At 72.5% G+C, this 17,963-nt stretch carries 16 protein-coding genes and 1 pseudogene; 13 read left to right on the top strand and 4 right to left on the bottom strand.

Translation table 11 applies throughout. The annotated features are described in order from the left end of the window. Positions 1–28 precede the first annotated feature (28 nt). Both ACWCSU_RS37625 and ACWCSU_RS37630 read left to right on the top strand, forming a co-directional pair. Complete coding sequence (locus ACWCSU_RS37625) at positions 29–1,234, top strand: styrene monooxygenase/indole monooxygenase family protein (RefSeq protein WP_449941563.1); 1,206 nt, start codon at positions 29–31, stop codon at positions 1,232–1,234. Positions 1,235–1,298: 64 nt separating this feature from the next. Then, positions 1,299–2,543 (top strand): glycoside hydrolase family 18 protein, encoded by a 1,245-nt coding sequence (locus tag ACWCSU_RS37630; protein ID WP_449941565.1) that lies wholly within the window; start codon positions 1,299–1,301, stop codon positions 2,541–2,543. A 26-nt stretch (positions 2,544–2,569) separates the two neighbouring features. Here the strand turns inward: ACWCSU_RS37630 and ACWCSU_RS37635 are convergent, their stop codons facing one another. Together ACWCSU_RS37635 and ACWCSU_RS37640 are read right to left on the bottom strand one after the other, a co-directional pair. Continuing rightward, positions 2,570–3,202, bottom strand: a complete 633-nt coding sequence (locus tag ACWCSU_RS37635) for an MOSC domain-containing protein (RefSeq protein ID WP_449941568.1) — start codon at positions 3,200–3,202, stop codon at positions 2,570–2,572. Between the two features lie 54 nt (positions 3,203–3,256). Continuing rightward, the gene (locus ACWCSU_RS37640) at positions 3,257–3,589 is read right to left on the bottom strand and encodes a hypothetical protein (protein ID WP_449941571.1); all 333 of its coding nucleotides are present in this window, start codon (positions 3,587–3,589) and stop codon (positions 3,257–3,259) included. A 246-nt stretch (positions 3,590–3,835) separates the two neighbouring features. Between ACWCSU_RS37640 and ccmA the strand changes: the two genes are divergently transcribed. The 3 genes from ccmA to ACWCSU_RS37655 are packed head-to-tail and all read left to right on the top strand — an operon-like array spanning position 3,836 to position 6,074. Then, the gene (gene ccmA, locus ACWCSU_RS37645; RefSeq protein ID WP_449941574.1) at positions 3,836–4,459 is read left to right on the top strand and encodes a heme ABC exporter ATP-binding protein CcmA; all 624 of its coding nucleotides are present in this window, start codon (positions 3,836–3,838) and stop codon (positions 4,457–4,459) included. Further along, a complete protein-coding gene (locus ACWCSU_RS37650; protein ID WP_449941577.1) occupies positions 4,456–4,578 on the top strand; it encodes a hypothetical protein in 123 nt (40 codons plus the stop codon). The genes ccmA and ACWCSU_RS37650 overlap by 4 nt, the downstream gene beginning before the upstream one ends. Beyond that, complete coding sequence (locus ACWCSU_RS37655; protein WP_449941579.1) at positions 4,575–6,074, top strand: DUF6297 family protein; 1,500 nt, start codon at positions 4,575–4,577, stop codon at positions 6,072–6,074. The genes ACWCSU_RS37650 and ACWCSU_RS37655 overlap by 4 nt, the downstream gene beginning before the upstream one ends. A gap of 4 nt (positions 6,075–6,078) precedes the next feature. Here the strand turns inward: ACWCSU_RS37655 and ACWCSU_RS37660 are convergent, their stop codons facing one another. Continuing rightward, positions 6,079–6,570 (bottom strand): GNAT family N-acetyltransferase, encoded by a 492-nt coding sequence (locus tag ACWCSU_RS37660; protein WP_357694121.1) that lies wholly within the window; start codon positions 6,568–6,570, stop codon positions 6,079–6,081. A gap of 67 nt (positions 6,571–6,637) precedes the next feature. On the opposite strand from ACWCSU_RS37660, the gene ACWCSU_RS37665 reads away from it, so the two are divergent. Then, complete coding sequence (locus ACWCSU_RS37665) at positions 6,638–6,931, top strand: hypothetical protein (protein ID WP_357694123.1); 294 nt, start codon at positions 6,638–6,640, stop codon at positions 6,929–6,931. After that, positions 6,928–7,098 (top strand): annotated as a pseudogene (locus ACWCSU_RS37670) (acyl-CoA thioesterase); the annotation flags it as partial. The gene ACWCSU_RS37665 and the pseudogene ACWCSU_RS37670, both read left to right, overlap by 4 nt. A 112-nt stretch (positions 7,099–7,210) precedes the next feature. On the opposite strand, the gene lepA reads toward ACWCSU_RS37670, so the two are convergent. After that, entirely contained in the window at positions 7,211–9,043 is a 1,833-nt protein-coding gene (gene lepA, locus ACWCSU_RS37675; protein ID WP_449941583.1) for a translation elongation factor 4, read from the bottom strand. 55 nt (positions 9,044–9,098) lie between these two features. Between lepA and ACWCSU_RS37680 the strand changes: the two genes are divergently transcribed. The 6 genes from ACWCSU_RS37680 to ACWCSU_RS37705 all read left to right on the top strand — a co-directional run bounded on the left by ACWCSU_RS37680 (position 9,099) and on the right by ACWCSU_RS37705 (position 17,951). After that, the gene (locus tag ACWCSU_RS37680; protein ID WP_449941586.1) at positions 9,099–10,088 is read left to right on the top strand and encodes a hypothetical protein; all 990 of its coding nucleotides are present in this window, start codon (positions 9,099–9,101) and stop codon (positions 10,086–10,088) included. A 131-nt stretch (positions 10,089–10,219) separates the two neighbouring features. Continuing rightward, complete coding sequence (rpsT, locus tag ACWCSU_RS37685; RefSeq protein ID WP_352352450.1) at positions 10,220–10,489, top strand: 30S ribosomal protein S20; 270 nt, start codon at positions 10,220–10,222, stop codon at positions 10,487–10,489. 206 nt (positions 10,490–10,695) lie between these two features. Beyond that, positions 10,696–13,755: an ABC transporter permease gene (locus ACWCSU_RS37690; RefSeq protein WP_449941588.1), complete on the top strand. Its 3,060-nt coding sequence runs from the start codon at positions 10,696–10,698 to the stop codon at positions 13,753–13,755. Continuing rightward, positions 13,752–16,343, top strand: a complete 2,592-nt coding sequence (locus ACWCSU_RS37695; RefSeq protein ID WP_449941591.1) for an FtsX-like permease family protein — start codon at positions 13,752–13,754, stop codon at positions 16,341–16,343. Before ACWCSU_RS37690 ends, ACWCSU_RS37695 begins: the two co-directional genes overlap by 4 nt. Further along, the gene (locus ACWCSU_RS37700; RefSeq protein WP_357694135.1) at positions 16,340–17,269 is read left to right on the top strand and encodes an ABC transporter ATP-binding protein; all 930 of its coding nucleotides are present in this window, start codon (positions 16,340–16,342) and stop codon (positions 17,267–17,269) included. Before ACWCSU_RS37695 ends, ACWCSU_RS37700 begins: the two co-directional genes overlap by 4 nt. Continuing rightward, positions 17,259–17,951, top strand: a complete 693-nt coding sequence (locus ACWCSU_RS37705) for an ABC transporter ATP-binding protein (RefSeq protein WP_357694137.1) — start codon at positions 17,259–17,261, stop codon at positions 17,949–17,951. The genes ACWCSU_RS37700 and ACWCSU_RS37705 overlap by 11 nt, the downstream gene beginning before the upstream one ends. The last annotated feature ends 12 nt before the right edge of the window (positions 17,952–17,963 follow it).

The raw sequence follows: 17,963 nt of genomic DNA on the forward strand, positions 1-17,963 counted from the left end.
TGCTCCGAGCCATCGAAGGAGGCGGCACATGACGGGCGTCGGAATCGTGGGCGCCGGGATCTCCGGGCTGACGCTGGCGCTGCGGCTGCAGCAGCTCGGCGTCCCGACCACGCTCTACAGCGAGGGTGACGCGGAGGACCTGGGACGCGGGCGGCTGCCGAACACCGTGGGCAGGATGGCCCGCGCGCAGGCCCGCGAGCGGGAGCTGGGCAGCCTGCACTTCCTCGACCCGGGCTGCCTGCTGACCGCCGGCAGGCTCTCGATCAAGGGGGATCCGCCGCTGGAGTTCACAGCCCGCGTGGCCGAGCCGTTCCACGCGGTCGACTTCCGGGTGCTGCTGCCGGCGCTCATGGACGACTACACGAGCAGGGGTGGCCACCTGGTCGTCGATCCCCTCCCGCCGGACGCGGGCCAGGTCGGCCGCTGGTCGCGCGGGCACGAGCTGATGGTGGTGGCCACCGGGAGGCGTTCGGTGCGCGCGTTGTTCCCGCGCGATCCGGCGCGGTCCCCGTACCTGGCGCCGCAGCGGGTCCTGGCGGCCGGGCTGTTCCGCGGGTTCGATCCGGGCCCGGCCTTCGGGTTCAACATCTCGCCCGGGTGCGGCGAGATGTTGAGCATGGCGATGATGACGCGGGCCGGTGTGCGCGGCGGCGTGCTGGTCGAGGCGATCCCGGGCGGTCCGCTCGAAGTGCTGGCCCGGGTGCCCGTCCACGAGTTCGCCGAGGCGCTGCTCGCCCTGCTTCCCGAGCACGCGCCGCGCCTGGCCGAGCAGCTCGATCCCGCCGCGTTCGAGCTGCTCGGGCCGGACGACCTGTTGCAGGGCGCGATCACGCCGGTCGTCCGCGAGGCGGTGGCCGAGCTGCCCGGCGGCGGCGTCGCGCTGGCGATCGGCGACGCCTGGATCGCCAACGACCCGATCACCGGGCAGGGCGCGAACCTGGGGTCGGCCTGCGCGTGGATCGCGGCCGAGGCCGTCGCGGCGGGCGGGCCGTACGACGCGGCGTTCGCGCGGGAGGTGACCCGGCGCATGTGGGTGGCGGCCGGGCCGGTCACCGCGTGGACGAACGCCTTCCTGCGCCCTCCGGCGGAGCACGTACTCGCGCTGCTCAGGGCCGCCTCGACCAGGCAGGACGTGGCCGAACTGGTGCTGTCGCTGTTCGGCGACCCGGCCCGCGCGTGGGAGCTGCTGTCGAGCGCCGAGGAGGCCGCGCTCGTCGTTGACGGCGAGGGGTGACGGTTCTACGATCGCGTCAACTTATAGGAAAGTTTCCTATAAGTTCACCCCCCCAGGAGCGCCCGTGAAGAAGATCGTCCTCGTACTCTCGCTCTTACTCGGGCTGACGGCGGTCTCCGTGCCCGCCGAGGCCCACTCCGGATTCAAGCGGGTCGCCTACTTCATCCAGTGGGGCGTGTACGGGCGCAACTACCACGTCAAGGACGTGGACGCCACCGGCGCCGCCGCCAAGCTCACCCACCTCAACTACGCCTTCGGCTTCGTCAACGCCGAGGGCTCCTGCTACTCGGCCGACCCGTGGGCCGACTGGCAGCGCCCGGTGCCGGCCGAGCAGAGCGTGGACGGCGTCGCCGACCAGCCCGGCCAGGCGCTCAACGGCAACCTCAACCAGCTCCGCAAGCTCAAGGCCAAGCATCGCGGCCTCAAGGTGCTGATGTCGCTCGGCGGCTGGACCGGCTCCAAGTACTTCTCCGACGCCGTGCTCACCCCCGAGTCCCGGGCCGCGCTGGCGCGCTCGTGCGTCGACCTGTGGCTGCGCGGCAACCTGCCCGGCCTGGAGCCGGGCGCGGGCGCCGGCGTGTTCGACGGCATCGACCTGGACTGGGAGTGGCCCGGCTCGGCGGGCAACGACGGGAACGTGATCAGGCCCGAGGACAAGCGGAACTTCACGCTCTTCGTCGAGGAGCTGCGCGCCCAGCTCCGGGCCTTCTCCGCGACCTCCCAGCTCACGGCCTTCCTCCCGGCCGCCGCCGCCAAGATCGACGCCGGGTTCGAGGTGCGCCGCGTGTTCCGGTCGCTCGACTTCGCCACCGTCCAGGGGTACGACCTGCACGGCACGTGGGAGTCGCGGACCGGGCACAACGGGAACCTGTTCAACGACCGGCGCGACCCCAACCCCGTCAGGTACAGCGTGGACCAGACCGTGCGCGACTACCTGTCGCGCGGCGCGCCCGGGCGCAAGATCGTCGTGGGCGTGCCCGCGTACGGGCAGGGCTGGACCGGCGTGACCGGCGGCGGCGACGGCCTCTACCAGCCCGCGACCGGACCGGCCGCCGGCAAGTGGGGGGCGGGCAGCGAGGACTACAAGGACCTGGCGGCCAAGCCGGGCAAGCGTTACCGCGACCTGCGCACCGGCGCGATGTGGCTGTACGACGGCAACGAGTTCTGGTCCTACGACGACCCGGCGTCGCTGCTGGAGAAGGCGGCCTACATCCGGCTCAAGGGGCTGGGCGGCTCGATGATGTGGTCGATCGACCAGGACGACGCCCGCGCCTCCCTCACCTCGGCCCTGTACTCAGTCCTGCGCTGACGCGCCGGGCCGGGTGGGCGGCCTCCTCAGTCGCCCGCCCGGCCTGTCCGGGCGGCCAGCTCGTCCCATTCGGGGGCGTGGCCGGGGACCGCGAGCACGCGGGCGAGCGCGTCGGCGTCGCCGTGGCGGGCGCGGAAGACGTCGGCCACCGTCATCCCGGTCTCCGGGCGCGAGACGATCTCCACCTCGTCGCCGGGGCCCAGCTCGCCCGGCTCCACCACGGCCAGGTACGCACCCGGCCGCGCGGCTTGCGTGAAGCGCTTGAGCCAGCCCGGTTCGTCCATCCAGTTGCGGAACACCACGCAGGGCGTACGCGGGCCGGTCACCTCCAGCAGGGCGCTGCCGACGCGCCACCGCTCGCCCACGAGGGCGCCGTTGACGTCGAGGCCGTCGGTGGTCAGGTTCTCCCCGAAACGGCCGTCGCGCAGGTCGCGGCCCAGCTCGCCCTGCCACCAGTCGTAGTCCTCGCGGGCGTAGGCGTAGACGGCATGGCTGGGGGCGCCGTGGTTGGGCGTGTCGGCCCGCTCGTCGCCCGCGAGCCCGTTGTGCAGCACCTCCACCCGGTGGGTCACGGCTCGCTTGTCGATCGCCGTACGGCCGAGCTTGCCGGCCCATTCCGCGTCGAGCGACTTCCCGACGTTCACGGAGAGGATGCGCATGCCGCGACCGTAGCGGACAGATCGAGGTGTTCTGCACTGTTTTTTCCGCCTTTCTCAGCTCTTGTAGGGAGAAAGGCGGACATTGTCACCGCCGGGCGACATCTGGCCGAGCTGGGAGTCGGCGTCGAGCTCGGCCAGTTGTAACAGGGTCTCCAGCGCCGCCTGCCTGGTCTCCTCGACCGAGCCGCCGCGTTCGCCGAAACACTCGGCCGCGACGTCGAGCAGCGCCGCCACCACGGCCGCGTCGGGATAGGGCACGTCCACCACCACCCTGCCGTCGCCGCCCACCTCGGCGGGTCTCAGGTGAAGCCGCAGCAGCCGCCGCGTCTCCTCCGCCACGGCCACCCCCAGCACAGCGGCACGCTCGAATCGCTCAGAAGCAATCACGTCACCCTCCAGTAGCACTGGTGTTCGGGAACAGCAAAGGTAGCGACCACCACCGACAGAATCGGCTCTCCCGCCCTGGAGGGGCTATGGAAGGGGTCCGGAGAGGCCCGTGTCTCTTCCTCGGGGCAGCCCGCTCTTCTTCCCTGAGGAGGCCTGCCGGAGGCCTGCCGGAGGCCGGCGGCCGAGGGGCGGGATCGGGCGGAGGGCGGTCACGCGGGAGGCCCGGGCGGTGGCTACGCTCGAACGGTGAGCGGTCTGATCATCGATGTCGCGGGACTTTCGGTCGAGCTCGGAGGCAATCCGGTGCTCCGGGGCCTGGAACTGGCCGTCGAGCCAGGTGAGATCGTGGCGGTCGTGGGGCCCAACGGTTCGGGCAAGTCCACGCTGCTGCGCTGCCTGGCCGGCCTCCAGCCCGCCACCTCCGGCGAGGTACGCGTGTTCGGGGCCGAACCGGCCGACGACGCGTCCTTCTGGCGCCGGGTGGCGCTGCTCGGCGACGAGCCCGCCTGGTACCCGGGGCTGACGGCGCGCGAGCACCTGGAGCTCATGGGGGCCGTGCACGCCGAGGCGCGCATGACGGCGGAGTCGGCGCTGGAGGAGTTCGCGCTGACCGAACGGGCCGACGCGCCGCCGCTCAACCTGTCCACCGGCCAGCGCCAGCGCCTCTGCCTGGCCGCCACGCTGCTCAGGCCCAGCACGCTGCTGCTGCTCGACGAGCCCGAACGCGGCCTCGACGCCGGCTTCCGCGTCCGGCTCGCCCAACTCCTCGAAGAGTACGCGGACGAGGGCGGCACCGTGGTGATGGCCACCCACGACCTGACCCTCGCCGACGTCGCCCGCCGCGTCTCCCCCGCCGGAGTGCCCGCATGAGCTGTCCCGACCCCAGCCCCACCGCCGGGCCGCCGCGCAAGGCGGACGGACGGTTCTCCCAGGACGGACGGTTCTCCCAGCGGGCCGGCGCGGTGCGGCGGAAGGCGGGCGGGCGGTGAGTGCGCATGAGGTGAGCGTGCGGTCGGTGCGGGCGTTCGTCCGGGCGCGCGGCCGTGCTCGCGGCGGTCTGGTCGATCGCTACGTCAGCCTGTTCGGCCTGTGCATGCTGGTCGCCGTCCTCGGGCAGCCGCTGTCCTCGGCGGTGTCGGGCCTCTCCGGGACGGTCGAGCCCGGGCGGATGGGCGCGGGGGTCGCCCTGGTGCTGCTGGCGTTCGCGGGCTTGCTGGCCGTGGCACGGGTGGCTGGGCCGGTGATGGTGCCCGCGGCGGAGGCGTCCTGGCTGCTGATGTCGCCGTTGAACCGGCGCCGGCTGCTCGGGCGGACCGGGCGGGTGCTCATGGTCGTCGCGCTGGTGGCCGGGCTGCTGCTCGGGCTGGGGCTGCTCGCGGCGCTCGGCGCGCCCGGCGCGCTGGTGTGGCGGCTGCTCGCCGCGCTGGCGCTGGCCACGGCGGCGAGCGTGGCGGGCATGGCGCTGGCGGTGCTCGCCCAAGCGTCCCCGGTCTGGAACGCCTGGCTGACCGGCGTCCTGGCCGCGCTCCTCGTGCTGGCCGTGGTCGCCGTCAGCGGCCAGGCCCGTACGGCCCTCGCGGCCGCCGCGAACGCGCCCCTGCCCGCGCCGGCCGCCACGGCGTCGGCCATGGCCGCGATCGCCGCCGTCCTGGCCCGCCGGGCCTGGGGTTCGCTGGCCGCCATCCCCACCCGCCTGCTGCTGACCGCCTCCACCCGGGCCGGGCACGTCAGCAACGCCGCCGTCACTCTCGATCCCGGCGCGCTGAGCTGGATCGCCGAGGACAACCACTGGCGGGCCAGGAAGCTCACCTCGCGGCGGTGGCCGGGGCTGCCCGCGCCGCTAGCGCTGGCCTGGCAGGACTGGGTGCGGCTCGGCCGTCGCCCCTGGCGGCTGGCGGCCACGGTCGCGAGCGCGGCGTTGCCCGCCGTGTTCGCCCAGGCGGGCGCCGCTCCGGCGGTTCTCGGGCTGGTCGTGCTGGGCGGGGCGCTGGCGGTGGCGGCGTCCGGCACGTCCGGCGCGCGCAGGGACGCCGACAACCCCGCCCTGGCCCGGCTGACCGGCGTGGGCCGGCGTCCGGCGCTGGCGGCGCGAGCCCTCCTGCCCGCGCTGGTGGGCGGTACGTGGGCGGGCCTGGCCTTGGCCGGTGTCGCGGTGGTCGGCGGCCTTCCGTCCGGTATGTGGTGGTTCGCTCTGCCGGCTGCTCCCGCGCTCGCGGCCGGTGCGCTGCGGATGGCCAGGAGGGGGCCGGTCGACCATTCGATGCCGGTCATCGACACCCCCGGCGGCGCCGTCCCGACCGGGCCGCTGTTGTGGGCGGCGACGGGCGCCGACCTGGCGCTGCTCGGCTGCCTGCCCGCGGTGGTCGCGCTGGCCACCGGGCCGGCCGCACCGGGCGGGTTCCTGGCGGCCCAGGCACTGACGGGCCTCGCGGCCCTGGCGGGCGTCCTGCTGAGGTCCCGCCCTGACGGGGGCCCTCGGGCCTGAGTGGTCAGGCGACGTAGAGGTCGCTCGGCACGCCCCCGTACCGGATCGTGCGTTCCCTGTGCAGGCCCGCCTTCTCCGCCACCCGGCGGGACGGCTCGTTGCCGTCCCCGATCAGGGCCACCACGGTGCCCAGGTCGCGCCCGACGCGCAGGGCCGCCCTGGCGAGCTCGACCGCGTACCCGTTGCCCCAGACCGTGGGGCGGAACCGGTAGTAGAGGTGGAGCACGTCCTCGCCCTCCAGGGTCGCGTGCCGCAGGCCGCCGATGCCCAGCACCCGCGCGCGCTCCGGCAGGCGGGCGGCCCAGTAGCCGATCCCCCGCTCGGCCCAGTCGGCCAGCCACAGGTCCAGCATGGCCCGGCTGGCCTCCAGGTCCACGGGGGGCCCGGCGGAGCTGTAGACGTTCGTCCGCGGGTCGGCGTGGATCTCGTGCACGGCTTCGAGGTCCTCCAGGCGTACCCGGGAGAGGACCATACGTTCCGTACGTACCAATTCCACCCTTTCAGGGTAGCCGCCTCCATCGCTAAGCTATCGGTACCGATCGAACAGCAATGAGGAGCGCCCGATGGACATCGCCCGCGTGCAGGCCTCCCTGCGTCTGATGGCGCGCGGCCTGGAGGAGCTGGCCGCCGCGCTCGGCGACGAGGAGGCGGGCGAGGCCGAGCGTACGGCCCGGGTCATCGCGGAGTGGGGCCGCCGCGGCCTCACCCAGAAGGAGGCGTCGGCGCTGTTCCAGCGGCACGGCTTCGCCCCCCAGACCACGGGCGGCTGGGCCCGCGGCGACTGGGTGGAGCTCGGCGACGACGGCCTGCGCTACCTCACCGCCAAGTCGCACGCCTGGCTGGAGGAACGATCATGACCTGCTCGGTACGCATCGCCGTACGCGGCTACGAGCTCGACACCCAGGGCCACCTCAACAACGTGGCCTACCACCAGTACGGCGACCACGCCCGCTGGGAGTGCCTGCGCGCGGCCGGCATCTCGATCGACGACCTGCGGGAGGCCGGCGTCGGCCCGGTGACGCTGGAGAGCACCATCCGCTTCCACCGCGAGCTGCGTGCCGGCGACGAGGTCGAGGTGACGTGCGCGTCGCCGGCGGGCGCTCGCGCGAACGCCCGCCGTGATGGGCCTGTAGCGGCTACTTCTTGGTCTTGTCGGCGCCGGAGGAGTCGGTGGACAGCGCGGCGACGAACGCCTCCTGGGGCACCTCGACGCGGCCGACCATCTTCATCCGCTTCTTGCCTTCCTTCTGCTTCTCCAGCAGCTTGCGCTTACGGGAGATGTCACCGCCGTAGCACTTGGCCAGGACGTCCTTGCGGATGGCCCGGATGTTCTCGCGGGCGATGACCCGGGCGCCGATGGCGGCCTGGATCGGCACCTCGAACTGCTGCCGCGGGATGAGCTCGCGCAGCTTCTTGGCCATGTCGACGCCGTAGGAGTAGGCCTTGTCCTTGTGGACGATCGCGCTGAAGGCGTCGACGGCCTCGCCCTGCAGCAGGATGTCCACCTTGACCAGCTCGGCCTCCTGCTCGCCGGCGGGCTCGTAGTCGAGCGAGGCGTAGCCGCGGGTGCGCGACTTGAGCTGGTCGAAGAAGTCGAAGATGATCTCGCCGAGCGGCAGCGTGTAGCGGATCTCGACGCGGTCCTCGGACAGGTAGTCCATGCCGAGGAGCTGGCCGCGCCGCCCCTGGCAGATCTCCATGATCGCGCCGATGAACTCGGCGGGCGCCAGGATGGTGGACTTGGTGACCGGCTCGAAGACCTGCGCGATCTTGCCGCCCGTGGGGAACTCGGACGGGTTGGTGACCGTGAGCTCCTTGCCGTCCTCCATGACCACGCGGTAGACCACGTTGGGCGCGGTGGAGATCAGCGACAGGCCGAACTCGCGCTCCAGGCGCTCGCGCACGATCTCCATGTGCAGCAGGCCGAGGAAGCCGACGCGGAAGCCGAAGCCCAGCGCGGCCGAGGTCTCCGGCTCGTAGACCAGCGCGGCGTCGTTGAGCTGGAGCTTGTCGAGCGCCTCGCGCAGCTCGGGGTACTCGTCGCCGTCGATCGGGTAGAGCCCGGAGAACACCATCGGCTTGGGGTGCTCGTAGCCGGCCAGCATCTCCTTGGCGGGCTTGACCGACGAGGTGACGGTGTCGCCGACGCGCGACTGGCGCACGTCCTTCACGCCGGTGATGAGGTAGCCCACCTCGCCGACGCCCAGGCCGCGCTCGGAGGGCTTGGGCTCGGGCGAGATGACGCCGATCTCCAGCGTCTCGTGCGTGGCGTTGGTGGACATCATGAGGATGCGCTCGCGCTTGCTCAGATGGCCGTCGATGACCCGGACGTACGTCACGACGCCGCGGTAGGTGTCGTAGACGGAGTCGAAGATGAGCGCCCGCGCGGCGGCGTCGGCCTGGCCCACGGGCGCGGGGACGGTCTGCACCACGTGGTCGAGCAGCTCGCGCACGCCCACGCCGGTCTTGCCCGACACCTTGAGCACGTCGGACGGGTCGCAGCCGATCAGGCCGGCCAGCTCCTCGGCGAACTTCTCCGGCTGCGCGGCGGGCAGGTCGATCTTGTTGAGGACCGGGATGATGTGCAGGTCGGCGTTCATGGCCAGGTAGAGGTTGGCCAGGGTCTGCGCCTCGATGCCCTGCGCGGCGTCGACCAGCAGGATCGCGCCCTCGCACGCCTGCAACGACCGGGACACCTCGTAGGTGAAGTCGACGTGCCCGGGGGTGTCGATCATGTTGAGGACGTGGCCGTCCCAGGGCAGCCGCACGGCCTGCGACTTGATCGTGATGCCGCGTTCGCGCTCGATGTCCATCCTGTCGAGGTATTGCGCGCGCATGGAGCGTTCGTCGACCACGCCGGTGATCTGCAGCATCCGGTCGGCAAGGGTCGACTTGCCATGGTCGATGTGCGCGATGATGCAGAAGTTGCGGATCAACGCGGGGTCGGTCTGGCCAGGCTGAGTGCGCACCGAAGTCCGTTTCGACAGGGTTGAGGTCAAGCGTCTTTCATGGTGACATGCCCGGGTGATTACCCGGACCGTCATCCGCCGTGGCCTGCGCCTGGTCGCGCTGGCCTCGGCCGTCGTGGTGGCGCTGGCCGGCCTCCTCGCCGGCGCGCTCCTCCTTCAGTTTACCGGTGCCCCGGCGGCCTGGGCGAAGAGCACCGGCAACGACGCACTCTGGCTCGGCCACGCCTGGGTCGACGGTCGCCGCACGGAGCGGGACGTGGAGCAATTGGCCGTACGCCTGCGCACCACCGGCATCAAGGACGTGTATGTACATTCCGGCCCGTTCGAATGGGACGGCCGCCTCGACCCCGCCAAGCACCCCAAGTCCGCGGATTTCGTGACCTGGATGCACCGGCACCTGCCGGGCGTGCGTGTCTCCGCCTGGCTGGGCCAGAGCGTCAAGGACGGCCTCGACCTCGACGACGCCGCGTCCCGCGCGAACGTCCTGGCCGGCGTGGCCGACATCATGAAGGCGGGCTACGACGGCATCCACTACAACTTCGAGCCCATCGGCGACGGCGACGCCGAGTTCCTCGACCTGCTGGAGCGGACGAGGGCCTACACGAGGCTGCTGTCCACCTCCACCCCGCAGATCGAGCCCTATCCCCTCATGCGCCCGGCGGGCAGGCTCGTCCTGGGCCACGACAAATACTGGTCGCAGGGCTACTTCCAGGAGGTCGTGAACCGGGTGGACCAGGTCGCGATCATGACGTACGACTCGGGCGCCCCCACGCAGTCCCTCTACGGCGGCTATGTGGCCAGGCAGGCCGCGCTCGCCCTGCATCTCGTCCCCGACGACAAGTCCCTGGTCATCGGCGCCCCCGCCTACCACGACCACGGCCTGCCCTGGCTGGACGCCGCCGAGAGCGTGGCGACGGCCGCCGAGGGCGCGAGTCTGGCCCTGTCCGAGCACGGCCGCCGCGAACGCTTCGGCCTGGCCCTGTACGTCGACTTCGCCGCCACCGAAGAGGACTGGAAGGAGTACATGACCCGCTGGCTGGCCTAAACTGAGAACACCCGGGGCGTTGATTTGAGCAGCCACCTGGGTTATTGGTACCCTGTTCACTTGCGTGTGGCGCGCCCTCTCATCGAGCCCGCGCGCCCCATCCATCCTTAGACTTTCACCGAGGCTTCTTCGTGGCGAACATCAAGTCCCAGATCAAGCGCAACAAGCAGAACGAGAAGGCCCGTCTGCGCAACAAGGCGGTCAAGTCCTCTCTGAAGACGGCCGTCCGCAAGTTCCGCGAGGCCGCCGAGCAGGGCGACGTCGAGCAGGCCGCGGCGCTGCAGCGCGTCGCCGCCCGCCAGCTCGACAAGGCCGTCAGCAAGGGCGTCATCCACAAGAACCAGGCCGCCAACCGCAAGTCGGCGATCGCCAAGCAGGCCGCCTCCCTGGCTGCCAAGTAGGCACCGCCGCCGGGCCACAGTCCGGCGGAGCACTGACGCCGCACTCCTCATGGGGTGCGGCGTTCTTGTTTTTGTGCGCTTTTTGTCACAGTTTCGATATCACATGGGCATCGCCGCCCGATATCGGCTGGGCATCCCTTACCAAGATCCCTTGCCTCCCGTCCGCCCTCTCCGTGAGGGTTCACTAAACGGACGAAGGGGGACACATGCGGGGGCCGTTGGTCGTCAAACGGGCGTTCAGCGAGCCGTTGCTCCTCCTGGCCGCCTTCGGCTCGATCCTGCTCGCCACCACCACGCTGGTCGCGCTCACCATGTACGCCTCCTCCATCGCCGACGCCGGCGTGCGCAGGACCATGGAGACCGCCTCCCTGCGCCAGACCTCCGCGACGATCAGCGCCCCCGTCACCGGCAAGACGTTCCCGGTCTACGACCAGGCGGTACGCGCCGAGCTGGCCAAGGCGTACACCAAGGCGCCCACGCTCACCACGAGCTTCCACTCCGACTCCTACGCCATGCCCGGTCAGGAGAAGCAGGACCGTCCCGAGCTGCTCAGGTTCGGCAGCTACGACGGCCTCGACCAGCACGCCAAGCTCGTCTCCGGCGCCTGGCCCAAGGCCGCCGACGGCCGGGTGGAGGCGGCGATCTCGCTGTCGGCGGCCTCGGCGGCCGGGTTCAAGGTCGGCCAGGAGCTGACCACCGTGGGCCGCCTGTCGCCGGAGCCCGTCCAGGTGCGCATCACCGGCGTCTTCCAGCTCGACGACCCCTTCGGCGAGCGCTGGACCGGGGAGCAGTTGCTCAGCAGGGGCGTCGAACGCGGCGACTTCACCACGTACGGGCCGCTGATGGTCTCGCGCGAGACGTTCATCGCCCGCTTCGCCACCAACGTGAACGCCACCTGGACCGCCGAGCCCGACCTGCGCTCGCTGACGCCGGCCCAGCTCCGTCCGCTGGCGGCGGCGGTCGGCGAGGTGGGCGCGCACCTGAAGGCCGGCGCCTGCCCGAGCTGCGTGACCACCAGCCGCCTGCCCGAGATGCTCACCCAGCTCGACACCGCCTCGCTGGTGGCCCGTTCGACCATGCTGATCCCGGTGCTGCAGTTGCTGCTGCTGGCGGCGTACGCGCTGATGCTCACCGCGCGGCTGCTGGCCGACCACCGGCGCATGGAGGTGGCGCTGCTGCGCTCGCGCGGCGCGGGCACGATGCGGCTGGCCGCGCTGGCCGGCGGCGAAGCGCTGCTGGTGGCGGTCCCGTGCGCGATCGTCGCGCCGTTGCTCGGGCCACCGCTGCTCGGGCTGGTGAACCAGCTTCCCTGGATCAAGTCGTCGGGGGTTCGGCTGGACCCCTCGGTCGGCCTGGGCACGTTCCTGGTGTCGATCGCGGTCGCCCTGGCCTCGGCGGTGCTGCTGGTGCTGCCCGCGCTGGCGGGCGCGCGGCGCACGTACGTGGAGGAGCAGTCGGCGCGCGGGCGCGGCGGCGGGCGCGGCCTGATCGAGCGCGCGGGCGCCGACGTCGCGCTGCTGGCCGTGGCCGGCCTGGCGATCTGGCAGCTCCAGCACTACGGCGCGCCGGTCACCACCACCGCGGGCGGCGGGCTCGGCATCGACCCGCTGATCATCTCCGGGCCCGCGCTGGCCCTGCTCACCGGCGGCATGCTCGGCCTGCGGCTGGTGCCGCGCATCTCCAAGGTGGCCGAGCGGATCACCTCCAGGCGCCCGTCCCTGGCCCCCGCGCTCGGCGCGTGGCAGGTCAGCAGGCGGCCGCTCAAGTACGCCGGCCCCGCGCTGCTGCTCACCATGGCCATCGCCATCGGCATCGTGTCCATGGCCACCGCCGCCACCTGGCGCGCCTCCCAGCTCGACCAGGCCCGCCACCAGGCCGGGGCCGACCTGCGCCTGTCCGGCCCGCCGGACGCGCCCGAGCTGGGCCCGCTCGGACGCGGCACGGCCTTCACGGCGCTGCCCGGCGTGACCGCCGCCTCGCCCGTCTTCCGCGGCCAGACCGAGGTCAGCAGCGAGAACGCCATCCTGATCGGCATCGACGCCGCCCAACTCGGCACACTGTTCCAGCTCCGCCCCGACCTGGCCGACCGGCCCATCGCCGAGATGTCCAAGGCGCTGGCCGGGCCGCAGGCGGGCAGGCTGGACCTGCCGGGACAACCGTCCAAGCTCACCCTGCGCGCCACGACGGACGCGGACCTGCCGGTTCGGCTGGTGCTGTCCGACGCGCTGGGGGTGTGGCGGGACGTGTCGCTCGGCGTGCTGAAGGCCGGCGAGAACACCCTGGACGTGGACCTGGCGGCGCTGGCGGGGCGGAGCGGGAAGATCACGTACCCGCTGTCGCTGCGCGGGCTCGTCGCAAGCGCGCCGCCCTCCGGCAGCGGGAGCCTGACCGTGACCGGGATCAGCGCGGACGGGCAGCCGGTGGCCGCGCCCGCCGTGTCGTTGAAGGCGACCGGACGGCAGCCGGCCACGGCCGCCTTCGGGTCGCCGCCGGTCCAGGGGCCGCTGCCCGTGGTGCTCACCGCCGACCTGGCGACCTCGCTCAAGCTGGGCGTCGGCCAGGTGGGACGGGCCAGCATCGACCGCAGAGTCATGGACGTCAAGGTCGTGGCCGTCGTGGAGACGATGCCGACGACCACTGCCGGGCAACACGCCGTACTGGCCGACTGGGGGACGATGCAGGCGCAGGATCTGGCGGCGGGGCAACTGCCCAGGCCCGCCACCGAGTGGTGGCTCGCCACCCCGGACGGCCGGGCGGCGGCCGCGCTCACCGGCCGCCCCGCCTGGGACGTCACCGCGATCGACCAGCGCACCCTGGCCGCCAAGATGCAGGACGACCCGCTGGCCAGCGGCCTCCAGGGGGCGCTGATGCTGGGCTTCCTCGCGGCGCTGGTGTTCGCGGCGCTCGGCTTCCTGGTCAACGCGGCGGTCGCGGCCCGCGAGCGGATGAACGAGTTCGCCATCCTGCGGGCGCTCGGCGTGAGCTCCCGGCAGGTGTTCGGGATGCTGGCGATGGAGCAGACGTTCGTGATCGGGCTGTCGCTGGCGGCCGGGACCGGGCTCGCCGTCGTCGTGGGCATGCTCGTGGTGCCGCACATCGTGCTGACCGGGCAGGCGTCGGCGGTCACCCCCGGCGTGGTGCTCGACATCCCCTGGGGTGCCACGGCCGCCATGCTCGCCGGGGTGACCGCGGTGCTGCTCGCCATCGTCGCCGGGCTGGCGCGCAACCTGCGCAGGCAGGGTCTCGGCCTTCGGGAGGAACAGTGAGGATCCCGCTGCTGGCCCGGACGCACCTGGGCGCGGTGGCCGTGCTCTTCGTGCTGACGCTGAGCGCCTGCCTGCTCGTCGCGGGGCTGCCCAGGGCGATGCAGTTGTCGTTCGACCAGGCGCTGCGCGACGCGCTCAGGACCGCCTCCGCCGAGCAGGCCGACCTGACCGTGGCCGTCGGGTCGATGTCGAAGGAGGAGGACCTGCACGAACGCGACCAGTTCGAGTCGAGGGACCGGCGCTGGCGCCAGCTCCTGCCCCCGGCTCTGCGGTCGCTGGTGGTGCCCGCCGGCACGGGCGACAGCCACATGAGCGCCAAGACCGTGGTCACCCCGATCCAGGGCTCGGGCGGCACCATGTTCATGAACCTCGGCTGGCTGTCCGACGCCGACCGGCGGGTCGACTGGGCCCAGGGACGCGCGCCGGGCAAGCCCTCCACCATGAGTTTCCAGGGCGAGACGATCCCGCTGATCGAGGTGGGCCTGGTCGAGTCCGCGCTGCCCGCGATGGACCTGCGGCTCGGCCAGGTCAAGGTGCTCGGCGAGAGCCACTACGTGGCGGTGAAGCTGGTCGGCGCGTTCAAGGCCAAGAAGCCGGACGACCGTTACTGGAGTCACAACAGCGACATCCTGTCCGTGACCAGGATCTTGCCGCCGGGCAAGCTGGAGTTCGAGAAGCACATCACGACGATCATGTCGGACGACGGGCTGACCGCGCTCAGCGGCGACGGGCGCAACCTGGCCTACTACTGGGTGCTGCCCATCGACCCGGACAAGGCCGACGCGCTGGCCACGAGCGACCTCCAGGTGGCCGTCAGCGAGTTCGAGCGGGTGATCGGGTTGCAGGCGTCGGGCTCGTTCAGCCCGTACCGGGTGCTGACCGCGCTGCCCAAGTTGCTGACGGACTTCGTGGCGGCCCAGTCCACCGCGCAGACCGTGATGTACCTGGTGCTCGGCGGCCTGCTGCTGGTGGCGGTCGGCGTGATCGTGCTGGCGGTGCAACTCCTGGCCGGCCGGCTCGACCACACGCTGGCGCTGACCCGGGCCCGTGGCGGGTCGCTGCGGCAGGTGGCGGGCACCGGCGCGGCGCTGACCGCGCTCGCCGTCGTGCCCGCCGGGCTCGCCGGGTACGCGCTGTCCTGGCTCGTCCCCGGGCCCGTGCTGCCGATCGTGCACGTCGGGCCGCTGCTGGTGATGGCGGCCGCCGTCGGGTTCACCGCCGCCTCGCTGGCCTCCACCCACCGGGTGCCGCTGCACGAGCAGCGTGAGGACGTCAGCACCGCCCGTCCCTCCGCCCGCCGGCTCACGCTGGAGGTGCTGGTGGTGGTGCTCGCGCTGGCCGGTGCCTACCTGCTGCGCACCCGCGGGCTGACCGCCTCGGCCGGGTTCGACCCGTTCCTGCTGGTGGTGCCGATCGCGCTGACGCTCGCCGCGGCCGTGATCATCCTGCGCTGCTACCCGTATCCGCTGCGGCTGCTCGTCCGGCTGGCCGCGCGGCGGCCGGGGGCCGTGCCCTTCCTGGGGCTGACCAGGGCTGCCAGGGCGCGGTCGGCGTCGGTGCTGCCGGTGCTGATCCTGCTGCCCGCGCTGGGCGTGTCGGTGTTCGCCGCGGTGATCTCCGACGGGCTGGTGAGCACGCAGCGGCTGGCGTCCTGGCAGCAGGTGGGCGCGCCGGTCAAGGTCACCTCCCGGGTCGAGATCCCGGCCGACGTGATCGAGCGGGTGCGCAGGACCCCGGGCGTCGAGCAGGTCGTGCTCGCGCAGACCGGCCGCGTCCAGGTCGGGTACGGCGCCGAGCGCGCCGAGGCCATCGCCGTGAACCTGCCCGAGTGGCGGCGGGTGCTGGCCGGGGCGCCGATCGGCGTGCCCGCCGGGAGCGGCGCCTTCGTCTCGCCCGACCTGAAGGGGCGGGGCACCTACGAGATCGGCTGGCAGTCGCGGCTCAAGGTGCCCGAGGGTGGCGTGATCACCTCCGTGCCCGGCTTCTACAACCAGGGCAAGTTCCTGATCCTGCCGCTGGACTCGCTCGTGCGGCCCGCCGTGAACACCCTGCTCATCCGCGGCAACCCCGCGCTCGACGAGCTGCGCCGGATGGTCCCGCTCGGCACCGTGGAGTCCCAGCCGCTGGCCCTGGCCGCCATCCAGGACGACCCGCTGACCAGCACCGTGCGCACCACGCTGGTCGTGGTCACGGTCGCGCTGGCGGCGTACGCGCTGGTCGCCGTCATCCTCTCGCTGGTGATCGGGGCGGCCGACCGGGCCAGGGCGCTGTCGTTCCTGCGTACGCTGGGGTTGTCGGACCGGCAGGCGCAGCGGCTCACCGTCCTGGAGATCATGCCGATGATCCTGCTGACCGCCCTGGCCGGCCTCCTGCTCGGCCTCGGGCTGCCCGCGGCGCTCGGGCCGGGCGTCGACCTGTCCTCCTACGCCGGCGACCTGCCCGTCGGCGACTACTCCCTAGACCTGATCACGCCGACCGCGCTGTCGGCCGGGCTGGCCGTCGTGGCCGTGCTCGGCGCGTACGCGCACACCGCCATCAGCCGCCGTCGCAGCCTCGGCGCCGTCCTTCGAGTGGGGGACCTCACATGAACCCGACCCTGTCAGAGCTGGAAGCCAAGGCCACGCGGGAGAAGACCGCCTTCGGGGCCGACGCGCACATCGTCTGCGACAACCTCGTCCGCATCTACAAGACCGAGGGCGTCGAGGTCGTCGCCCTGCAGGGCCTCGACCTGGTGATCGACAAGGGCGAGCTGGTGGCCATCGTCGGCGCGTCAGGGTCGGGCAAGTCCACGCTGCTCAACGTGCTGTCGGGCCTCGACGTGCCGACCGCCGGGGTGGCCAGGGTCGCCGGCACCGACCTGCTGGCCATGACGGCCAAGGACCGGCTGCGCTACCGGCGTTCCGTGGTGGGCTTCATCTGGCAGCAGACCGCGCGGAACCTGCTGCCGTACCTGACCGCCAGGGAGAACGTCGAGCTGCCCATGAAGCTGGCCGGCGGCGACCGGGCGCGCCGCGCCCGCGCCGGCGAGCTGCTGGAGCTCCTGGGCGTCGGCTACTGCGCCGACCGCCGCACGCCCGAGATGTCGGGCGGTGAGCAGCAGCGGGTGGCCATCGCCGTCGCCCTGGCGAACGAGCCGCAGCTCATCCTGGCCGACGAGCCCACCGGCGAGCTGGACAGCGAGACGTCCGGGCAGGTCTTCGACTCCCTCAGGAAGGCGAACAGGGAGCTCGGCGTGACCGTGGTCATCGTGACCCACGACCCGCTGGTGTCGGAGCAGGTGGACCGCACCGTGGGCATCCGCGACGGGCGTACCAGCAGCGAGACGCTGCGGCGCGAGGGCGCCGAGGGGCAGATCGTCGCCGAGGAGTACGCCGTGCTGGACCGCGTGGGCCGCCTGCAGCTCCCGCGCGACTTCATGAACGCCCTGGACATGGAGCGCCGGGTGCGACTCGAACTCGAATCCGACCACATCGGCGTCTGGCCCGCCCGAGAGGAGCCCTCCCATGAGCAATGAGCCCCTGGTCGTGGTGGAGGGGGTCCGCAAGGTCTACCGGAGCGGGCCCAAGGAGGTCGTCGCGCTGCGCGAGGTGTCCTTCGAGGTGTTCCCCGGGGAGCTGGTGGCGGTCCGGGGGCGGTCGGGGTCGGGCAAGACCACGCTGCTCAACCAGATCGGCGGCCTGGACCGTCCCGACTCCGGGCGGGTGGTCGTGGACGGGCGCGAGGTGACGTCCCTGTCCGAGGACGCCCTGCTGGCGCTGCGCCGGGACGTGGTGGGCTTCGTGTTCCAGTCGTTCGGGCTGATCCCCGTGTTGTCGGCGGCCGAGAACGTGGGGGTGCCGATGCGGCTGGCCCGTGTGCCGTCCGCCGAGCGCGAGGAGCGGGTGCGGCTGCTGCTGGCGCTGGTGGGGCTGGAGGCGCACGTGAACCAGCGGCCGTACGAGCTGTCGGGCGGCCAGCGGCAGCGGGTGGCGATCGCCCGGTCCCTGGCCAACCGGCCCCGGCTGCTGGTGGCCGACGAGCCCACCGGGCAGCTCGACTCGCAGACGGGGCGGCAGATCATGGAGCTGTTGCGGGCGCTCGTACGGAGTGAAGGGGTCACGGCGCTGGTCGCCACGCACGACCCGAGTCTGATCACGCTGGCGGACCGGGTGCTGGAGATCAGCGACGGCGTCGTCCGCGAACCGGCCCTCACCTGACCCCCGCCCGCC

The organism is Nonomuraea sp. NPDC001699, assembly GCF_053596455.1.